18 protein-coding genes are annotated in these 17,141 nt (G+C 57.0%); 9 read left to right on the top strand and 9 right to left on the bottom strand.

From position 1 onward, the window contains the following. Positions 1-327 precede the first annotated feature (327 nt). The 3 genes from AWB77_RS02360 (at position 328) to AWB77_RS02350 (ending at position 2,027) form a co-directional block, all read left to right on the top strand. Entirely contained in the window at positions 328-678 is a 351-nt protein-coding gene (locus tag AWB77_RS02360; protein WP_061132760.1) for a hypothetical protein, read from the top strand. A gap of 286 nt (positions 679-964) precedes the next feature. Continuing rightward, positions 965-1,408, top strand: a complete 444-nt coding sequence (locus AWB77_RS02355) for an HU family DNA-binding protein (RefSeq protein WP_061133130.1) — start codon at positions 965-967, stop codon at positions 1,406-1,408. Positions 1,409-1,523: 115 nt separating this feature from the next. Further along, positions 1,524-2,027, top strand: coding sequence for a hypothetical protein (locus AWB77_RS02350; protein ID WP_061132759.1), 504 nt, complete (start codon positions 1,524-1,526; stop codon positions 2,025-2,027). 36 nt (positions 2,028-2,063) lie between these two features. On the opposite strand, the gene AWB77_RS02345 is transcribed toward AWB77_RS02350, so the two are convergent. Continuing rightward, the gene (locus AWB77_RS02345; RefSeq protein WP_061132758.1) at positions 2,064-2,759 is read right to left on the bottom strand and encodes a GNAT family protein; all 696 of its coding nucleotides are present in this window, start codon (positions 2,757-2,759) and stop codon (positions 2,064-2,066) included. A 70-nt stretch (positions 2,760-2,829) separates the two neighbouring features. Beyond that, positions 2,830-4,515, bottom strand: a complete 1,686-nt coding sequence (locus tag AWB77_RS02340; RefSeq protein ID WP_061132757.1) for a GIY-YIG nuclease family protein — start codon at positions 4,513-4,515, stop codon at positions 2,830-2,832. A 510-nt stretch (positions 4,516-5,025) separates the two neighbouring features. Here AWB77_RS02340 and AWB77_RS02335 point away from each other — a divergent pair. From AWB77_RS02335 to AWB77_RS02315, 5 genes are all read left to right on the top strand, one after another. Then, positions 5,026-5,334 (top strand): hypothetical protein, encoded by a 309-nt coding sequence (locus AWB77_RS02335; RefSeq protein WP_061132756.1) that lies wholly within the window; start codon positions 5,026-5,028, stop codon positions 5,332-5,334. Positions 5,335-5,746: 412 nt separating this feature from the next. Beyond that, positions 5,747-7,162 (top strand): hypothetical protein, encoded by a 1,416-nt coding sequence (locus AWB77_RS02330; RefSeq protein ID WP_157694725.1) that lies wholly within the window; start codon positions 5,747-5,749, stop codon positions 7,160-7,162. Between the two features lie 163 nt (positions 7,163-7,325). Further along, on the top strand, positions 7,326-8,369 hold the full coding sequence (locus AWB77_RS02325; protein WP_061132754.1) for an ABC-three component system protein: 1,044 nt from the start codon (positions 7,326-7,328) through the stop codon (positions 8,367-8,369). Beyond that, positions 8,359-8,823 carry an ABC-three component system middle component 2 gene (locus tag AWB77_RS02320; RefSeq protein WP_341844943.1) on the top strand — a complete coding sequence of 155 codons (465 nt, stop codon included), beginning with the start codon at positions 8,359-8,361 and terminating at the stop codon, positions 8,821-8,823. The genes AWB77_RS02325 and AWB77_RS02320 overlap by 11 nt, the downstream gene beginning before the upstream one ends. Before the next feature lie 2 nt (positions 8,824-8,825). After that, a complete protein-coding gene (locus AWB77_RS02315; RefSeq protein ID WP_061132752.1) occupies positions 8,826-10,682 on the top strand; it encodes an AAA family ATPase in 1,857 nt (618 codons plus the stop codon). 678 nt (positions 10,683-11,360) lie between these two features. On the opposite strand, the gene AWB77_RS02305 is transcribed toward AWB77_RS02315, so the two are convergent. The 7 genes from AWB77_RS02305 to AWB77_RS36680 all read right to left on the bottom strand — a co-directional run bounded on the left by AWB77_RS02305 (position 11,361) and on the right by AWB77_RS36680 (position 15,618). Then, positions 11,361-12,713, bottom strand: coding sequence for a type II toxin-antitoxin system HipA family toxin (locus tag AWB77_RS02305; protein ID WP_167354123.1), 1,353 nt, complete (start codon positions 12,711-12,713; stop codon positions 11,361-11,363). A gap of 57 nt (positions 12,714-12,770) precedes the next feature. After that, positions 12,771-13,313 carry a hypothetical protein gene (locus tag AWB77_RS35525; RefSeq protein ID WP_157694724.1) on the bottom strand — a complete coding sequence of 181 codons (543 nt, stop codon included), beginning with the start codon at positions 13,311-13,313 and terminating at the stop codon, positions 12,771-12,773. Between the two features lie 56 nt (positions 13,314-13,369). After that, entirely contained in the window at positions 13,370-13,642 is a 273-nt protein-coding gene (locus tag AWB77_RS35520) for a hypothetical protein (RefSeq protein WP_157694723.1), read from the bottom strand. Positions 13,643-13,683: 41 nt separating this feature from the next. After that, the gene (locus tag AWB77_RS02295; protein ID WP_244158391.1) at positions 13,684-13,977 is read right to left on the bottom strand and encodes a hypothetical protein; all 294 of its coding nucleotides are present in this window, start codon (positions 13,975-13,977) and stop codon (positions 13,684-13,686) included. Further along, entirely contained in the window at positions 13,977-14,444 is a 468-nt protein-coding gene (locus tag AWB77_RS02290; RefSeq protein WP_061132748.1) for a hypothetical protein, read from the bottom strand. The genes AWB77_RS02295 and AWB77_RS02290 overlap by 1 nt, the downstream gene beginning before the upstream one ends. Further along, positions 14,441-15,016: a hypothetical protein gene (locus AWB77_RS02285; protein WP_157694722.1), complete on the bottom strand. Its 576-nt coding sequence runs from the start codon at positions 15,014-15,016 to the stop codon at positions 14,441-14,443. The genes AWB77_RS02290 and AWB77_RS02285 overlap by 4 nt, the downstream gene beginning before the upstream one ends. A 200-nt stretch (positions 15,017-15,216) precedes the next feature. Continuing rightward, positions 15,217-15,618: a DUF6088 family protein gene (locus AWB77_RS36680; RefSeq protein WP_244158406.1), complete on the bottom strand. Its 402-nt coding sequence runs from the start codon at positions 15,616-15,618 to the stop codon at positions 15,217-15,219. A 989-nt stretch (positions 15,619-16,607) separates the two neighbouring features. Between AWB77_RS36680 and AWB77_RS34135 the strand changes: the two genes are divergently transcribed. After that, on the top strand, positions 16,608-16,931 hold the full coding sequence (locus AWB77_RS34135; RefSeq protein ID WP_074168841.1) for a helix-turn-helix domain-containing protein: 324 nt from the start codon (positions 16,608-16,610) through the stop codon (positions 16,929-16,931). Positions 16,932-17,141 lie beyond the last annotated feature (210 nt).

Genomic DNA, 17,141 nt, shown 5'->3' with positions numbered 1-17,141 from the left:
CCCATACAACGCAAATCATGTTTTCTGTTTGGAACTCGCGTGAGCGGCTCTCGGGATGCGCCATCACGTAGCTCCATGACCCGTCATCCTCTCCGCGACTACACGACGCAATGAGCAGCAGCAGCCCAACTGTTGCCAACATTCTCATTTCCGCTCTCCCCTGTTTCGACCAATTTGCCGGCGTCGCCGTAACGCTCTTTGGCGCCAAGGGCGAATTTAGTTGGGGATTGGGACGCCGCAGGTCTCAATGCCCAACTTATGTTGGCAGGACCCGTCAGCGGCTCGGCCGGTCTGCGCGCATATAAGTGACGCTCGCTATCGGGTTGCATGGATGACTTTCATGAAAACCGAGACGCGGTGTCGGACGGCGGTCCCGCGGGTGGATTGCCGGAAAGGCTGTTGAAGCTTTTGCAGCTTCTCTTGGCAGATGCGGCGAGCGGCGTTGAAGTGGTCGCACGGGAGCTTGGGCTCAGCGATGCGATGAGGGAGCGACTCCGGCGAGCGCTGGACCAGTTGGTTTGCGCGCAGAGTACCCTGGAAGCTCTGCACGGTGGAATTCCCTGCAACGAGGGACTGCCGATGACGCCGGCCAGACAGGCAATGGAGACACTCGCATCCACGTGGCCGCAAGACTACTGTGCTGATGCGGTCGAATGGCTCGTACTCGACGAGCGCTGATTCAAGGTAAGCCTGCCCGACGCTGATGCCAATCAATGCAGCCTTTGCGGGTCCGAAAACCTGTCGAACTGCGTCGCGCACCCTCCTCTGCTTCTCGGCGTCACATTTTGGTTGTATTCGAGAGATAAACGCAGAAAAGCCCATGTTTCAAGCGTTTTTCCGATTGCGTACCGGATAAACCGTTGCTACGCTAGCCGACAGCTTACGACGACGCATGTGCCGAGCGCTCGACGCTGCGGGGTGCTTCGTCTTAAGCGTCTCTCAGACTACGACGAAGAGGATGCACATGGCAACGAAGACCGCAAAACCTGCAGCCAAGCCCGCTGCAACCAAGACCGCAGCGAGGAAGGCGGCAGCACCGGCGAAGAAGGTAGAAGCAGCTACGAAGAAGGCACCGGCCGCCGGCGCCACGCTCAAGCCGGTGAAAGACACGTTCACCAAGGCGTCGCTCACGGCCCATGTGGCAACACAGGCCGGTGTCGAGCCGAAGCAAGCGAAGGCCGTGCTTGCGGCGCTCGAAGACACGATTCTGGGTTCTGTGCACAAAAAGGGCCTTGGCGAGTTCACGCTGTCGGGCTTGCTCAAAATCAACGTGCAGAAAGTGGAAGCAAAGAAGCGTCGCTTCGGCAAGGACCCGTTCACGGGTCAGGAAAGGTGGTTTGATGCCAAGCCTGCAAGCGTACGCCTCAAGGTGCGCGCGCTGAAGAAGCTGAAGGACGCGGCGGCCTAAAGCCCATTCCTTGTTGACAAGAAGCCGCTTCGGCGGGCTTCTTCACATTGGCTTGGTAAGATGACGTTGGCGCGCGAGCAGCGACGCAGACAACGAGGCATGTGCGGGCAGGCGAATGGATATCTTCTACTACTGGCAAAGACTCGAGCAGGACCTGAAGAACGGCCAGGTCGGCTACTTTGGTTCCAATAACACGAAAATTCTTGAACTCAAGGAGCGGCTTCCCAAGCGGGTGTGGATTTTCAAAACTCCCAAGGGCATGAAAGGCTCGGTCCAGGTGCTTGGCTCGCTGTTCATCAGCGACGAGCCTAAGGTTGCGGTGAATAGCGAGTATCCCAACCGGATTTACTACGACCCGTTCTCGCCGCATTCCGTGATGTTCACCGATTCCGACACGCAAGAACGAATCGAGAACGTAACCCGCCTCCTTCAGCATCGTTTCCTCCACGCGTTCAAGTCCAACTTTCAAGGCGATGCTGGTTTACAGGCCTTGGAATCAAACGTCGTCCGCGAATTGGAAGCATTGACGGCAGTTTGGAACAAGGTGCAGTTCCTGGAGCGAGTGCCGAATGCAGACAAGGTTCGCCCAATCAATCCGTTCGCGCAGCAGCCCGGCTGACGACGACCGATTTACTGCAACTGAGAATTTATCTGTCTACCAGTGTGGTGCTGCTTCGACGTCCGACAGGGTCAACGCAGACCAGGTATGTTCGTTGAGCGAAAACACGAGTGATTCGGCGACATTTGGCACAAACCGCTCGCCACTCTCCGAGTACACGTCGCCAGAAACCGAGATGTCCAAGGACTGCTGCAGCGCCTGCTGAGATACCCTCGATTCCAACTCGCGAAGCGAGAAGGTCGCAAGGTCTGCAACTCGACGGCTCAGAATCATGCCAAGACCAAGCCCCCGGTAGGCCGGCTTCAGCCAGGCCTCATCAAGTTCGACGCCGAATCCTGTCCATCCGGACACAAGCAATTTGAAGCAGCAATAGCCAACGGGACGAAGGGCATCGACGACGTGCAGGCGATATTGGAGCCCGGCAAGAAAGTCTGGTTCGAATTCGTCGGATTCGCGCATGTCGTCAACCCAAGCGCGTGGAGCATGAGCCTTAGTTAGTCCCTTGCCAGTAAGGGCAGCGTGACGGCAGGAGCCAGTGCCTCGCTCCTGGAGCAACATGCTGCGCACGTGTGGCAGCAACTCGTTGAGACCCGTTGCTAGGCGCGGCTCGACGTATATGGCGATGCGGTTTGGTGCGTCTGGCACCCGGTCTAAACCGGTGAAGATGACTTCCGTCGGGGAGAAGTCCTGCGATAACGGCTTTGACACGAGCTTGCTGATATCCGCACCCAATCGCTGTTCCTCTTGAGAAAGACCGGAGTTGTCGCAGCAGTGCGAGAACCTTCGTTCAATCAGCCTATCTTCACGCCGCCTGAACCTCGGCCAGCGTGCCTTCCTCGTCCGCCATCGCTGCATCCAGCGCAATCTGCTGTCTGAACCATCTGTCGCGTTGAGTCGGGTCGGCCTCGATTTGGCGCGCAATTACGAGGCTCTCGCGATACTCCGCCGCTGCCGCCGTCATCGTCCACGAAACGTTGAGACCCATTTCCTCAACCGTTGCACGCAGGTCGGCCAGACCGACGCGGAAGAACTCCTTGCGTGGGTTTACTTTATTAACCTGCGCTTCCACAAACTTCTGATGCAGTGTGTGTTCAAGTTCGGGCGCGTTGTCGGACCAAATCATCGCGTGCACGTCGAATGCAAACGGAACGCTCGCGTCACCCAACTCGCGGACACGGTCCATGGGCTCAAGGCGGCGCGTCAGGCCGACTTTATAGACATGCTCGCCGAAAGAGCCGACGTTGGAGATGATGTAGACATGCCCAGCCTTCGTTTGCTGAGCCATTGACAGAGCCCGCTGATTCTTCTCCTCTGCTTGCTGGAGTTTTTCAGCGAGTTCAGCGAGCTGCGCCTCGTACTGTGCTTTTTGCTCGTCGCTGGCGCGTGCAATCTGGCCCTGAGCTTTCTCCATCGCACGCCGTATGAGCTCTTCTTCCTTCGCGGCGTCGCGCATCGCGCGTTCATACTCGCGACGAGCCTTCTCTTCCTCACGCATCTGCTCGCGAATCGCTCGTTGCTCTTCCTTCTCGCGCTCGCGCAATTCGTTCGCCCGGACCGCCCAGACAAGCTCTTCGATGCGCGCGTCGACGTATTCTTTGCGAATGCGTGCGTTCTTGAAGGCGGCACCGTTGTGATTCACGAGAGCAGCCGCGTCCTTGATTTCCTGCTGCAGCGAGCCGAAGTTGTCGAGCTTCGCCCTCGACAGAACAGAGTCGCTCTTTCCGTTGAATGCGTCGACTACAAACCGGATTGCAGTCTCTCTGCGATGCTTCTCCACATAATCGCAGTCCGCCGCTCGGTTCTGCGTCGCCATCAACTTGGAATAGTCGCGAGCAACCTTGAGCTGTTTGCCGGCTTCGGTATGCGAATAGCTGTCGGCAAGTTCATCCAATAGGCTGTGAGCCGGAATCATGTACGCGTCGCCGTAGCCATCAATGACATTCTTCATAGCGGCAGCGGTCGCAGTCAGGCGGTCCGCGTCCTCCACGGCACGAAGCGCATCCCCGGCAATTTCTTCCGCGCGCTTGCGCGCATCATCAATGACCTTCGCCGCCTGGGCGCTTGCACGCGCGATAGTCAGGTCAGCCTCTGTACGCTTTTGCTTGGCTTCGGCGGTCGCTTCCAAGGTGACGCGTGCGGCCTCTTGCCGAGCAGCGGCCAATGACTCGGCAGCTTTGTTCTCGGCGGCCGCGAGCGTCGCCGCTGCTTCGGACGTGATGCGGTCGGCTTCAGCCGCCGTATCACGAATATTAACGAATCGTGCTAGAGAGTTTCTATCTTTCTCTGCGGCTGCTAACCGCTCGTGCAACGATGCAATCTGCTGCGCGTTCAGGGCGTCGTTATCATCCTTGGCGGCCCGAAGTTTATCCAGCCGTGACGTCAGGTCGTCTCGTTCCGTCCGGAGCGCGGACGCTGCCTTCCGACTCACGCCGAAGCGCCACGACAGCAACGCGACCAAGAGGAAGAGAACTACAAGGGTGAGTGCCATGCCGAGTTTTTTCACTTAGAAGATAAATGACGACGCCCGAAGCCGATGTGCGACGGAGCGTAGGGTTCGACAAGCTGGCGCGCGCACCTTTCAGTCCTGAAAGGACTCTGCGATTGGCTCATCTCACGCTGAATAACGGCCGATAAGGTCTTCGACTTTAGGTGTGAACTTCGATTCAGCGTCCATAGCGTCTGCCGGCCGACAACGCTTCACATACACTTCGCTGTTCGGCCCGTTTGATGTCGAAGTCGAGTGTTCGCGAGCCGGCGTGCTACCGGTGTGCCTCGTCAACGTTCAGGCCGGAACACCAGTGCTGGGTCTCATGAGGGTATCGAGGGCAGTCAGAGCAAAGGCTGCATGTCCGACCGTCACCGCGGTCGACGGAAATTTCGAGAAAGCATCGACGGATGCGCACATCGTCTGTGTCAGACTGTTCGAGTCCGTGACAGCTAAAGTCATTCCGTTTTTGCCGTTTTAAAGCTTTCGTTCCTGATTTCGGTGAATTATTGAATGAGCTTTTTCTCGGCAACTGCCGCGCTGTTGGTCGGTCTTGGCTTCGCGATTCGCGACACCGTCGGCGGAGCACCGTTCAGCGCCGCAGCGTCCCTGCTGTGTGGATTGCTCGCAGCTGCAACATTGACCTTCGGCTTCGTGGTTCGAAAAGAACTGTTCTGGGAACTGGGTGCGGCAGCTTGCGGCGCGCTCGCACTGGCACACGTTCTTTTTGAGACGCCTGGCTTCGATGCTGAACGACAGCAGTTCCAACTCGACGTGTACGCGGCGCTAGTCACCCCGGCAGTGATGGACGGGAACGCTTAGGGACTGTCGCAAGACGACAGGAAGCTTGTAGTAGCAACGATGCTCGAATGTGCGACTCAAGGAAATGCAGAACTATTGCAGAGTGCGGCGGAGGCAAATGGTGCCATTCATCTCGGCCCGGAAACGTCCCTCGTCGACGCGTCGATTAGAGCGCTCGACGGGAAAACGCCGCCAGCACGCTGCCTCTCGGGCCTCAAGACGCTGTACAAATCGCACCCGCTGATGTTGTCGGCGTCACCGACAAACATCGCCCCGCACGGGAAAAATTGTACTTAACCCAGCGGCAGGTGTTGCGCCGCCAGCAAGAAGTGCATCACCCTCGAGGCGCTTTCAGATAGCATTGCCATTCGTCACTGAACCGAACTTGGTTTGCAAATTTATGGGAACGCCCCCTCGCCGCGAGCTAGACCCTTTGCAACGCCTTGAAGCGTTGATGCGACCGCATCCTCTTTGGCAGCGTGTTTCGTCGCTCACCAATCATGATTCCGACGTACAGGTCTCCGAGGCCGACCCCGTCGTGCTTCGACGCGCGTTCGATGCCTTCGTCTCGCTGATTGATATCAACGACTGGCTCGCAAGACGCGACGCGGTCAAAGCGGAGTTTGAAAGAATCTCCGCGTCGTTCGCCGGCATGGTCGAGCCGCCGCTTATCCAGTTTGATGACACGATTGCGTGGTATCTGTATCTGTGCGAGTTGGCCATCGCGCGCCCCTATGAGCTGCCAACCTACTACTCTTCGCGAGCACTGCCTTTTCTAGGCGCTATCGGAAGCAAGCTGCGGTTCCGGGGCCGCGTCGCGAACCTTGACGAGAAGATTCTCGAGACCGTCACCAAGCGCCGACGCGAGCCCGATGGATTCATTTTCGAAATCCTTGTCGCGCTGTCCTATGCGGAACACGGGTTCGCAGTGGCCTTCATCCCAGAAGGCTCTGACCCGACACCCGACATGGAAGTCGAAATGCACGGCGAGTCGTTCTTCGTTGAGTGCAAAAGGATGTCGTCGCGCTCTCAATACGCAATTGCGGAAGAAGCGCTCTGGCGGCAACAATGGGCTCAAGCCGAAGAAGTCGTTCGACACAATCGCGAATGGGTGTGGATTGACGCCCAAATTCACGTCGAGCTCTCGACGCTGCCGCAAGACTGGTTGGCCCGACGGCTAGCGGCTATCCTTCCGCTGGGTGACCGCTATGCTGAATCCGATGATACTGACGCTACAATACGCGCGCGTATCATTGACCGAACAGCGTTGAACGCGGACTTGGTATCGAGCTCACTCAAGCAGGCCGGGTCGAAGTTGCGCCACCTTCTCGGCGGTGACTGGGTGCCGGAAAATGCAATGACTTCGCTTTCGGCGCACGGAACCACCGTGTCTGCAGGGGCGCCTCCAGGATATTTTTCCACGTTCCTTAGCTCAGTCGAGTGGGCAAGTGGGGCGACTTTCAGTTGCGATGCTGACGCATCAATTGAACGGAAGGCCCGTGATGTGAAGACACATGTGGGCCGAGCAGTAGCGCAAGTACCCGATGACAGGTTGTCCGTGCTTCACATCGCGTTCGAAACGCTGGAAGGCCCCGGGGTCGAATCGCGTCGCCTCGAGAAAGTCGTCGCCTCGATTGAAGGCATGAGGTCGATGAAGCTGGTCGCAGGCATCATCCTTCACTCACTGCAACCGGTCGACAGCACGGGGCAACTGATGGTCATTGATGAGACTTCCTCTGAGTTTTGGCGGTTGCCGGAGCTTCGCGACTACGTCCCTATCATGGTGGTTCTACCCGCAGGATTTGGGTTGACGGCAAGGCGGGGAAATCATTGGGACCGTCCCGGTTGATGTGTCCAGTTACGAGCGTTCTATGATGTCATAGAGCAAGCCCTCCTTCGCCCATTTGCCAGCGGATGCTGACGAGAATACGACATTGCGAGTGCATCGCATACTTGCTGATAATCGGCAACTCGCGAGAGACTCTCCAAACTCGAGAGAGGCACGAGTAACAATGAAGAACAACTCCGTCTACGTGATAGAAGCGGGTGCTCATGCGCCCGTTGCGCAGCTTCGGCTACTTGACTCCGCAGGCTGGGAGCAATTTGTGGAGGAATGCTGTCTCACTCTTGAGGGAAAAGGAAAGCAATACGAGAAGGTTAAGCGACTCGGCATGCCTGGAGACAAGGGACGGGACGTCGAGGCTCTTATGTCGCTCCCACGTCGTACCGATGGCTGGGACATCTTTCAATGCAAGTTTTTTAAGGACCCGCTTGCACCATCGAACTTCTTCCCTGAGATGGCGAAGTTCTTCGAGCATATTGCAGCGAAGTCATACCCGCAGCCTCGGACCTACTTTCTCTGCGGCCCTCAAGATTGCGGGATTCGTCTGCACGACTACCTCGTGTCCGAGCCTGAGGACTTCAAAGCTGCTTTTATAGACGCCTGGCGTATGAGCAAGCAGGGGCTCAAGGGAACGCTCACGCCTGAGGTACTGGCGGCGATTGAGGCATTTGATTTTGCTCGCTTCAAAGAAAAGCCGTGCCGAGAATTGGTGGAAATGCACTCGGCCAACGAGAAGGCGCACTACAAGCGCTTCGGTATAAAGCCGAAGCGGCCTGCTGACCCTCGAGTCCCTAAACAACCGCTGAAGAAAGAGGAGCGGTACGTACAAGCGCTCCTCTCGGTGTACAGTGAACATGCTAACCGCTCCGTCCCTCGCGACGAGCTTGTCGGAGGTCCGTATGAGGAGCACTTCGCCGCCGCAAGGTCGGAATTCTTCAGTGTGGAAGGGTTGAAGCGGTTCAGTCGAGATATCTTTGCGGAAGAATTCGACCGCTTCCTCGATGTGATGCACACCACGGTGCGAAGTGAATACAGCTTGCCTACACATGAGAACGGATTCCAACGTCTCAGAGCCACCACGACGCAAGCGCACAAACTCGTGCTTGGCGACAGCCCCCTTAACGGAAGCCTGAACTCGCCCGACTATCCAGGAGCCTGTCATCACCTCGCCAACGCAGGAAAGCTCAAATGGGTCAAGAAACGTGAAGGGTGAACCATTCAATAGTGCGTTCGAGCTTGGGGTGCGAATGGCCTTCATTCTGCACGCGCTAAGGCCTCGCGTGGCGGACCTGCAGAAGCTGGTACTTCTCGACTACGCGCTCATCTACTCTGGCGACTTGGGCGGCCCTAGTAGTTTGCACACACCCATTCCTCAAAGAAACAGCGAGGTGTACACGAGGCGTGACCGAGTCGAAGAAGGTCTTTATCTGATGAGCCGCAAAGACATCGTCGCGGCGGGTTTCACGGATGAGGGCATCGTGTACTGCGCGGGCGAACATTGTCGGCAACTCGTGTTTGCACTCACCTCTTCATACGCGCGACAACTCGAAACACGTTCAGCATGGGTCGCGAAAAAGTTTGGCGACGTTCCCTCCGAAGAGCTCACCGAGATATTCGAGCGCGAAGGTGACCGCTGGGGCGCCGAATTTACTGCCATGAGCTTCTGACGATGACATTCAGAATCAATCGACTCCATATTTCCGGTCCCAGTAAAGCGACAGCAGTCGTTGAATTTTCTGATGCCGCTGCACTCGTCTTCGGACCGAGTGAGACGGGGAAATCGTATATCTACCACTGCATCGCCTACTGCCTTGGGGGCGACACGCCTCCCGATGAGATTCCTGAATCCAAAGGATATGATTCGGTCCACCTTGAGGTCCGGGGAGGAAGAGATGCAGAAGCCATCATTGACGAGTCGGAGCGCCAGGCGACGCTCGACCTGGATGAAATCGATTCTGCGGTCGACCCAAGCGTGTTCACGATAGTGCGAGCATTGGCGGGCGGAGCCGAGGCAATTTACCGCGGTCCGATTGAACGCGCGGGCGCAATGCCAAAGCTCAAGCTAGACTGTAATGAGCTCATCAAGCGCTTAGTCGGAGTTGGCGGAAGCCAAGTGTTCAGGAAGGCGGGAGTCAAGGCGAACATCACCTCCAGCCCACTCCGGCATTGGTCGCTTCTCGCTCAGACAGCAATTGGAGCCAAGGACAATATTCTCGGCGACTCGAATTCGCGGACCGAGCGCAGCGCAGTGTTGGCCCTAATCATGACGGGTGTGGACGATACCGCAATTGAGGCAGGCCTGAGTACCGACCAACGCAAGGCCGCTGGCGGGGGTGCCGAGGCGACCCGTCAAATGATTAGGAACTTGCAGGCGGACTTACCGGACGGAGTCCCTCAGCGGGAAATTGAAGAGGCACTGGCAAGAGTGGACGCAACGCTTGAGGCGCTCAGCAAACAACAGAAGTCCCGGTCGCAAGCGGTTGAACATATCCGTTTGGAACTGGCGCACTCAGCCAGGGAACTTCGAGCATGCGAAACGGAACTTGCGCAAAGCGCCGGACTTGTTAGCCGGTTCAAACTGCTTGGCAGCAAATATCAGAGTGACTTGGACAGACTCGTTGCGCTGGACGAAAGCAACGCAGTCTATACGCTTCTTGAAGACGTACCATGCCCGCTCTGCGGCACTACCCTACCGTCGGATGCGACGATTGCATTGAACTCGTCGGAGAATTTGTTGCTTCAGCGCCGCGCCATTTCGGCCGAGGCTGACAAAATATACCGTCAGCAGGTCGGCCTGGCTGATTCGCTCGAATTCGAGGAGTCTCGACGCGCCGACCTCGCGCGCAAGCAAACATTGCTATCCGCTCGTCTCGAAGAGCTTTCTCGACAGGAAGACCGGATGATTGATGCTGGGGTAGGCGAGTTTGGGCATTCGGCGACCGACCTTGCTGAGCACAAGACGCTGCTATTTACTCAGCTGAGGGCATTCAAGGAAATCGCCCGATTGACGACAGAGGCGGTACGACTTGACTCAATCAGCACTGGAAAAAATGCTCGCATCGAGCGACACCTGACGCAAGACGGCAATCAGATATCCAAGCGTGTGCTGGATTTGCTCATCGCGTGGGGACTTGAGATTACGAGCGTAACCTTCGACGCGTCGGCATTTGACATCAGAGTAGACGGTCGTAAGCGGACGTCGTTTGGACATGGCGTGCGGGCGCTGCTTCTGACCGCGTTTTACGTCGCCTTGCTTGAGCACGCAGAGAGTTTGCACAGGCCGCACCCAGGGTTTGTTGTCATCGATTCACCGCTTAAGAATTACGCCGACAAGGAACCGCTTGATTCCAAAGTCCCACTTTCCACTGTAAGAGCGCGCTTTTATGAATGGTTGTCCTCGTGGAATGGCCCTGGACAACTCATCGTCTTGGAGAATGAACGGCCGCCGGCGCGGGCGGGCGCGGGCTTGCGCCCGATTCAATTCACTAAGATTGAAGGCATTGGACGCCGAGGACTCTTCCCGTGATGCCGGCGAACATGCAGCCTTCTTGGTCGCGCGAGAAGTACGCGCTGAACGTGCGCGTGCAGGGATTCGAGAGCAAAGTCATTGAGCCCGCGTGCCGCACCTTGGCCAGGTTCCTTGCAGTCGTCACGATTTCTCTGTCGTCAGCCGCTATCCCGGCCTTCCCACGCTTGCGCTTGGACCTGCCCACGGTGAAGGGGGAGAAGGTGGAGAGACTGGGGTCCCGGGCAGGAGCCGCGGATGACACTGGAGCGTCATTCTGGTTGCAATTTCACAGCACTTGGCTGTTGAGTCAGCCAAATGCTGAGAATCGGGTGAAAATGGGCAGAAGCGTTTACATGTAAACGCTTGTCTTTCTCTTTTCAAAGATTGGAACAACGCTTCCCGCTCACGCCACCGTCACCGGCTTCGCCAGATTCCGCGGGTTGTCCACTCGACCCGCGCGGAAGGACAGCGAAAAAATCGATGTTTCAGGCTGCAAAGATGCCGGGCGTCGAGAACGACGAAAAAGGCGCGCCTATGCCGCCATTGGTCGCCCGTTCGCGCGATTAGTCACTGCATCGTCCCCACGGCACTTCCGCGCTTATCGAACCCGACGCTTGGCGCTTCATCCAAAGCGTCAGCCAATATTTCTATTTACTCGCTCATTCGTCGCTGAACTTTGTCATAGGCTTGGCGGCTCTAGGTCTTCAGCAAGGCGCGTCGCACGTCTTCGCTCGCTACGTCGTCGATGCTGCGAAAAGCTGGTGCGATTGTCTGGATGTCCTTTCCGTCAACACCCGATGCGTCATAGTGGCGCCTCCAATCCTGTACGACACTCCAGACCTCCGAAATCGCTTCTGCAGCGTCTCGCTTGGACAGGCTAAACGCGAAATGTTCAGTTAGCGCATTATCTATCGTCGCAAGACGACCTTGCGCACCCACACCTAAATGAAGATATCGTTCACTAGAGACGCTGGGTCGCGGGACAACGTCGTAGGCCGGACTCAGGCGCCATCCACAAATCTCCTCATCCCATAAGAATCCATGGTTGCGCAGGTGGTCGTCGTCACAAGTAGTAAAGATGTTGAATATCATTCTCCGGTACAACTCACGCATGTCTTCGCTGGCGATTGAAGGATGACAATGCTGCTGTATCACCCGGGCCAAGTCGGAATACTTCACGTTTCGAGACTCAGACTCATCGCATCCTATGAGCGTGAGCGCGCTGATAAACGGTGTACGGTGTTCTATACGTCCGTCGCCTGGAACGCTCGACATCCGGCCTACTTCATCGAGCCTTGGACCGCCTCGAAGTTTCCAAAAGCGGTCGAATCGACGGATGAGCATCACCCACCGTTCATCAATGCGAGTGAACCTGACATCGGGAACGCGGATACCTGCCCTCTCTGCCATCTGCAGAGTCGCGCATTCAACAGCGGGTATTGTGAACCGGTCTCCCGGACTTGAGAATTTCGCAAGCCAAAGAATGTCTTCTTCGTCGCGAACAGACGCCTTCGGTCGAGCGCCGCCCAAGCCGACACCCTGTGCGAAGATGTCGCAATGTTTGCCAGCGACAGACAGGCCTTCCTCTACGAATTCTGCAGCCTGAGCGAGGTTTTCGAGGTTCGTCCAATCGTCGCGTTGCTCGGACGGGAGGTCACTATCCATTCGTCGGACGTCAATCATCCCAACACGTTCGCTGCTTGCATGCAGAACGTACTGCGACTCCGGAAGACCGTTTAGGGGTGCGTTAAGCTTCGACTCGATTACCCGCCGTCCCCACGAATCGGGCGTTGCGTCACGCAAAGCGCCGAAGTACGGCAATCCATTTTTCGGTACTAACAACGTATGCGGTGCGACGGGCGTGTCTTCAAAGGAGAGGTCGAAAGGGGCGAGCGCTATGGAACGTTCGCCGCTGCGATAAAATTCGTTGTATTCGAATAGTGAGGTGCAGAGTTCATCGCGCTCTTCTCTTAGAATGAGTTGACCGCAATCCTCCCATTGACCGTCGATATGTGCGAAGACGGCTAGCTCTGTGTTGTTTGTCGTCATGCTCATCTTCCGAACCAGTTGTAGAGCTTGCTCTCAGTTCAGACGGGGTATGCTTCCTCAGCCTTTCTGCTTTCTCTGCGAAACGGTCGTTTCAAGCCGAGTCACGTGCCGCTTTTCCGCACGTACCTTGTCATCCGTAAAGCCGGCACTTCGATTCAACTCCGCAAGCAGAGTGAATAGCGCATCGGCGACATCTAGTACGCTCGGCCGGTCCGTGTCTAACTCAAGTTCGCTAACAACTTCGGCGCCATCGTTAGCGTGCACCGTCATCTCGAGAACTCGCCCTCTTAAGTGACATACGAATCCCGCTTCAGGCACGGCGTCACCTAGGCCGCCCGTAGCGCGCTCGACAACGATGACCATCGACGCTGGCGCTTGGGGAACGTCAATGGGCTGCGTGTATTCAGGTGAGCGAATTGCACTCAGCGCGCGTCGCCACAACGGACGACGTGGGTCGACTTCGGTCGAGCAGGTATAGATTGGCTTCGCCAGCGATAGGTCATCGAGCGCGTCAGCGTCCCACACAACGACGGAAGCGCGAGACTTTTCTGATGCCCATGCAGCCGAAGAAACATCGTCAGAATCCGCGTGGTTTTCCATGGTCAGAATTGTGTGAGCTTGGTCGGATTGCAAGTAGTCAAAGACAGCACCGCTCGCTATAAGCGGGCAACAGACACTGCAGTCCCCGCTCGCTGATATTTCGCATACAGCCCCGCTTTCTGCGACTCGCGCGCTAGTTCTTCGAAGGCTTTGCGGCCACGCGGTGGTGCTTCGAGCCGGCAGGCCTCCGCATCGCTGCGTGCGACGGAGTGCCGGCTAACCGCATTTGCGCCCGCAGGTAACTTGCCACCACGGATTAGCTTCATGACATAAGCCGGCAAGAAATTCACCAATACTGCGACTTCAGCGACGGTCAACGTTTCGTTCATGTTTGCTTCCTTGTTACCAGCCGAGTAACGTTCGTAGGCGCTCAATAAGCCAGTCCATCTCGGTGACCGTGACCCAGCCTTTTGCGCTGCAGCGCATTGCGCATCCGCTGCAGCGTGACAGTGACTGGATTATCCGGAAACTTGGCAGCATCTGCGAGCGCTTTCGGGACGAGCTGCTGCGCGAGGTCTTCGCACAGGTCCCATCGTTCCGCACGCTCTTCTCGTGTTAGTCCGACCACGAACTTGCCATCAATCAAGCGCCCACCTAGCTTCATCTGAGCGCCGGACAGCGACACAGGCGCGACGTCCCAAGGGAAGTCATCGGGGAAATGCATCACAATTCTTCCGGGTTGATTTTCACTGAGCGGCCTACTGACTTCAGACGAGATTCCACCAAGGTGGACAGCTGCCGTTCTTCATACACCGCGTCGAGCACTGCACGCGCGATATTCACGACGTCATCGCCCTTGCTCACAGCGACAGCGACGGCTTCGTCAAATGTTCGTACGTTGTCGTCACAGGACAAACTCGCCTTCGCAAGTCCGTCATGCAATGCAATGTCGATTCGCATGAACAAGGCCAACCGATTGCACGCTTTACGACGAACAAGAATCGTAAGCGCTGAGCCCAGCGGGGTCGGCGTCGCATAGCGTTTTTCGCTCATCTCGAGCAACACTACAATTCCCCGAAGAAAATCCGCTGGTGCGAGGCCCTCTACAGTTCCCGAAAGCTTTGCGCTGAGCGTGAGCGCGCTCATATCGCTGACATACTCTCCGTCGTAGAATTCGATTTCGAATTTCATGGCACCTCCGCACCTGCTGCTGCCGCAAAAATTGCTCGAGCAATCGTAACCACGTCATCTCCGATAGCGAAGGGCACCGGCGGCAGGTCGATGCGGTGCTGCGTGCTATGCACGCTTGCGTAAGCGAAGCTATCTCGACACTGAACGGAAATCCTCAAAGATGCGCGCACCTGCGATTCGGCTGGCCCTTCCAATCGGACCTCGTGAACAAAGACCGAGAACACGCTTGCGACCGGGAACGGGCCCCGAGGGTCAGGCTTGGTTAGCGCGCTGCGCGCACTCGACCAGCGTGGCTCTGCAAGGGACAACTTCGTGCCCTCGCACACAATACTGATTGTGTCGCCCCTTCCGTCGCCGAGACAGACCGCGACATTTGTCTGCAGCAGCCCTTCGACGAGATACGAGTGTTCGTCGTCCCCTGGCTGCGGCGGCCGGGCGCGCCGGAGCTTCTCTCTGTATGCAAGAACGCTGTCGTGGTCCAGTCCAAGGTCGCCGACCGCGAGCAAGCGCAATACATCGGCCTCGCTTATGTGCAAGACGGCTGCAGCTTCCGCTTCGGTAAAGTCAGTCATGGCCATCGCACTCATGCACGCCTTTGCTGAAAGCTTTTCGTGGAGATTGTTCTATGCGGTCAGTAACTTTGTCGGGCCGCGAACGACGTCGTCGCTCAGAACGTTACGGTCTCCTCGATACACCGCCCCCCGCATCTATGTGCGGCTGAATCCCCCCGCTTGTGATTCACTGTCCGTCATCAGCGACCCGCGTTGCGGGCCTACTGCGCCCGACATTCTTCCGAATCTCGCTCGTAAAGCAATTTCTTGCTCCCGATTGTGATATTGCGACTAATTCTGCGCCGCCCCGTGTTCACCACTGGGAGCATAGGAATCTGCGTCGACTGCCCTGAGTTGTATTCGGCTGCGAGCTTTCCATGCGTCACTTCTATCCCTAGCTTTCGAAGCGTTTCGGCCGCGATGGTTTCGAATGAGGCAGCCGGCGTGCGCTGGCCGGTGAAGCGGTTCACTTTCGTCTTCGCATATACGCCAAGGCTGACTCGTACCAACAGTTTGCGACGGACAAGGCTCGCCAAGACGCGAGTGAGCTGCGAGCGGCTTCCGAGGCGATTCAGTTCAGACCGCAGAACTACGACGCCCCCTCGTTGCGCGATTGACCGCATCACACGTGCTTCCAGCCTCACGCCGTCCTCATCGTGTGGCTCCCCGCCGCATACGCGCCATCAAGCCTTCGACCGCAGATAGGTGTTCGATGCTCGCGAGATGCATTAGAACCGCGAGCCCGATTTCAGAAACTGACTGCATGGGGTCCACCCGCATACCTGCGATTCTCATTTTCCGCTTGCTTGTGGCGACAGCCTCACCCTCCACTCGCCCTTTGGTATCAATGGATACTGTGAAGCGCCCGGCTGCGTCTTGAACGCGGTCGCATTCTCTTTCAACAAGGCAAGTTACGTGAGTCACGCGTGCTCGCTTCCTCTCGGCCGCGACTGGCGGTGCCGGCAATATCTCAGCGTCGTCGCCTACCACTAGCTCAGCGCTCTCGTATCGCTGCAAAGCGTGGTAGGCGTCAGCCCACAGGTCTCGCGAGTTGCCATGTTGAATGCAAGCGGTGAGCAACTCTTGACAGCAACTCATGTTGTAGCCGAACCGACCCGAATACAGGCCTATAACCAGGTCCTCGTTTGCTCGAAACTCGGCATAGTCGACCGCATAAGCTGACGTCACTAGAACTCCTGAATCTTGCTATGGCGCGCCATGCTGCTCGGGAGCGCGACCAAAATGTGCTCACAACTGCCAGCCGGACCTACGGCGACTTCTGTCGTGTCTTATCCGAACGCCGATGCGCGACGCCGCCGGCCACCGACATCGATTTTGCCTGGTCTCCGACCTGCATACGTACTCACTTCGCCGTGTCGCTTTATGCCAGCGTGTCGAAAACGACTACATCGCGCGTCCCTTCGAGTGCCTCGATACTTGCGTGGGCACTTCGGGGTATCGGTTCTCAGTGCAATGGCAACGACAGCGATGTACCTAGCGGTACATCAAGGCATTTTAGATGCGCTCGTATGAGATGTAAACAATGTAGATGCAAAACGTGTAGACGCAACGGCTGTAGAGGTATCGTCGTCAATCGGCGATGCTTCAGGCCATGGAAGAACCTCCCAATTTATCTGAGCACCAGCTAGAAGTGCGACATCGGCTATCCGCCAACCTAAAACGACTTCGCGCCCTGCGTGGACTGTCTCAAGAAGCACTGGCGGCGCGTGCCGGCGTACACCGGACATATGCAAGTCAGGTAGAACGGAAAGTGGTGAACACCTCGTTGGACAATATCGCGCTGCTGGCCCAAGCACTCGAAGTCGACGTTGCCGAGCTCTTTTCGAGCGGCGACGTTGCCTCGGTGACCGCCCGTCCTGCCTTAAAAAAAGCAGACTCGCTCACAGAAAGGAAAACGCGCCGCAAACCTGGTTAGGGTCGACCTTTTAACAGCGAGCCCTTTACCTTGCGGTGGCGTTTCGCAACACAGCTGAAAACTTACCGCGTTGAGCTGGGCTTGACGCAGGCGCAGCTTGAGCGATAGGACCGCACGTCCATCAGCCGTATCGAACGCAGACTCGGCAACTTGACGAAAGCGCGCTGAAGCCCTCACAAGCGCGCGGCTCGGTGATATATGCGTCTTGAT

This window comes from Caballeronia fortuita, from assembly GCF_001544835.2.
Lineage (GTDB): Bacteria > Pseudomonadota > Gammaproteobacteria > Burkholderiales > Burkholderiaceae > Caballeronia > Caballeronia fortuita.
This window is presented reverse-complemented; position numbering and strand designations above follow the sequence as displayed.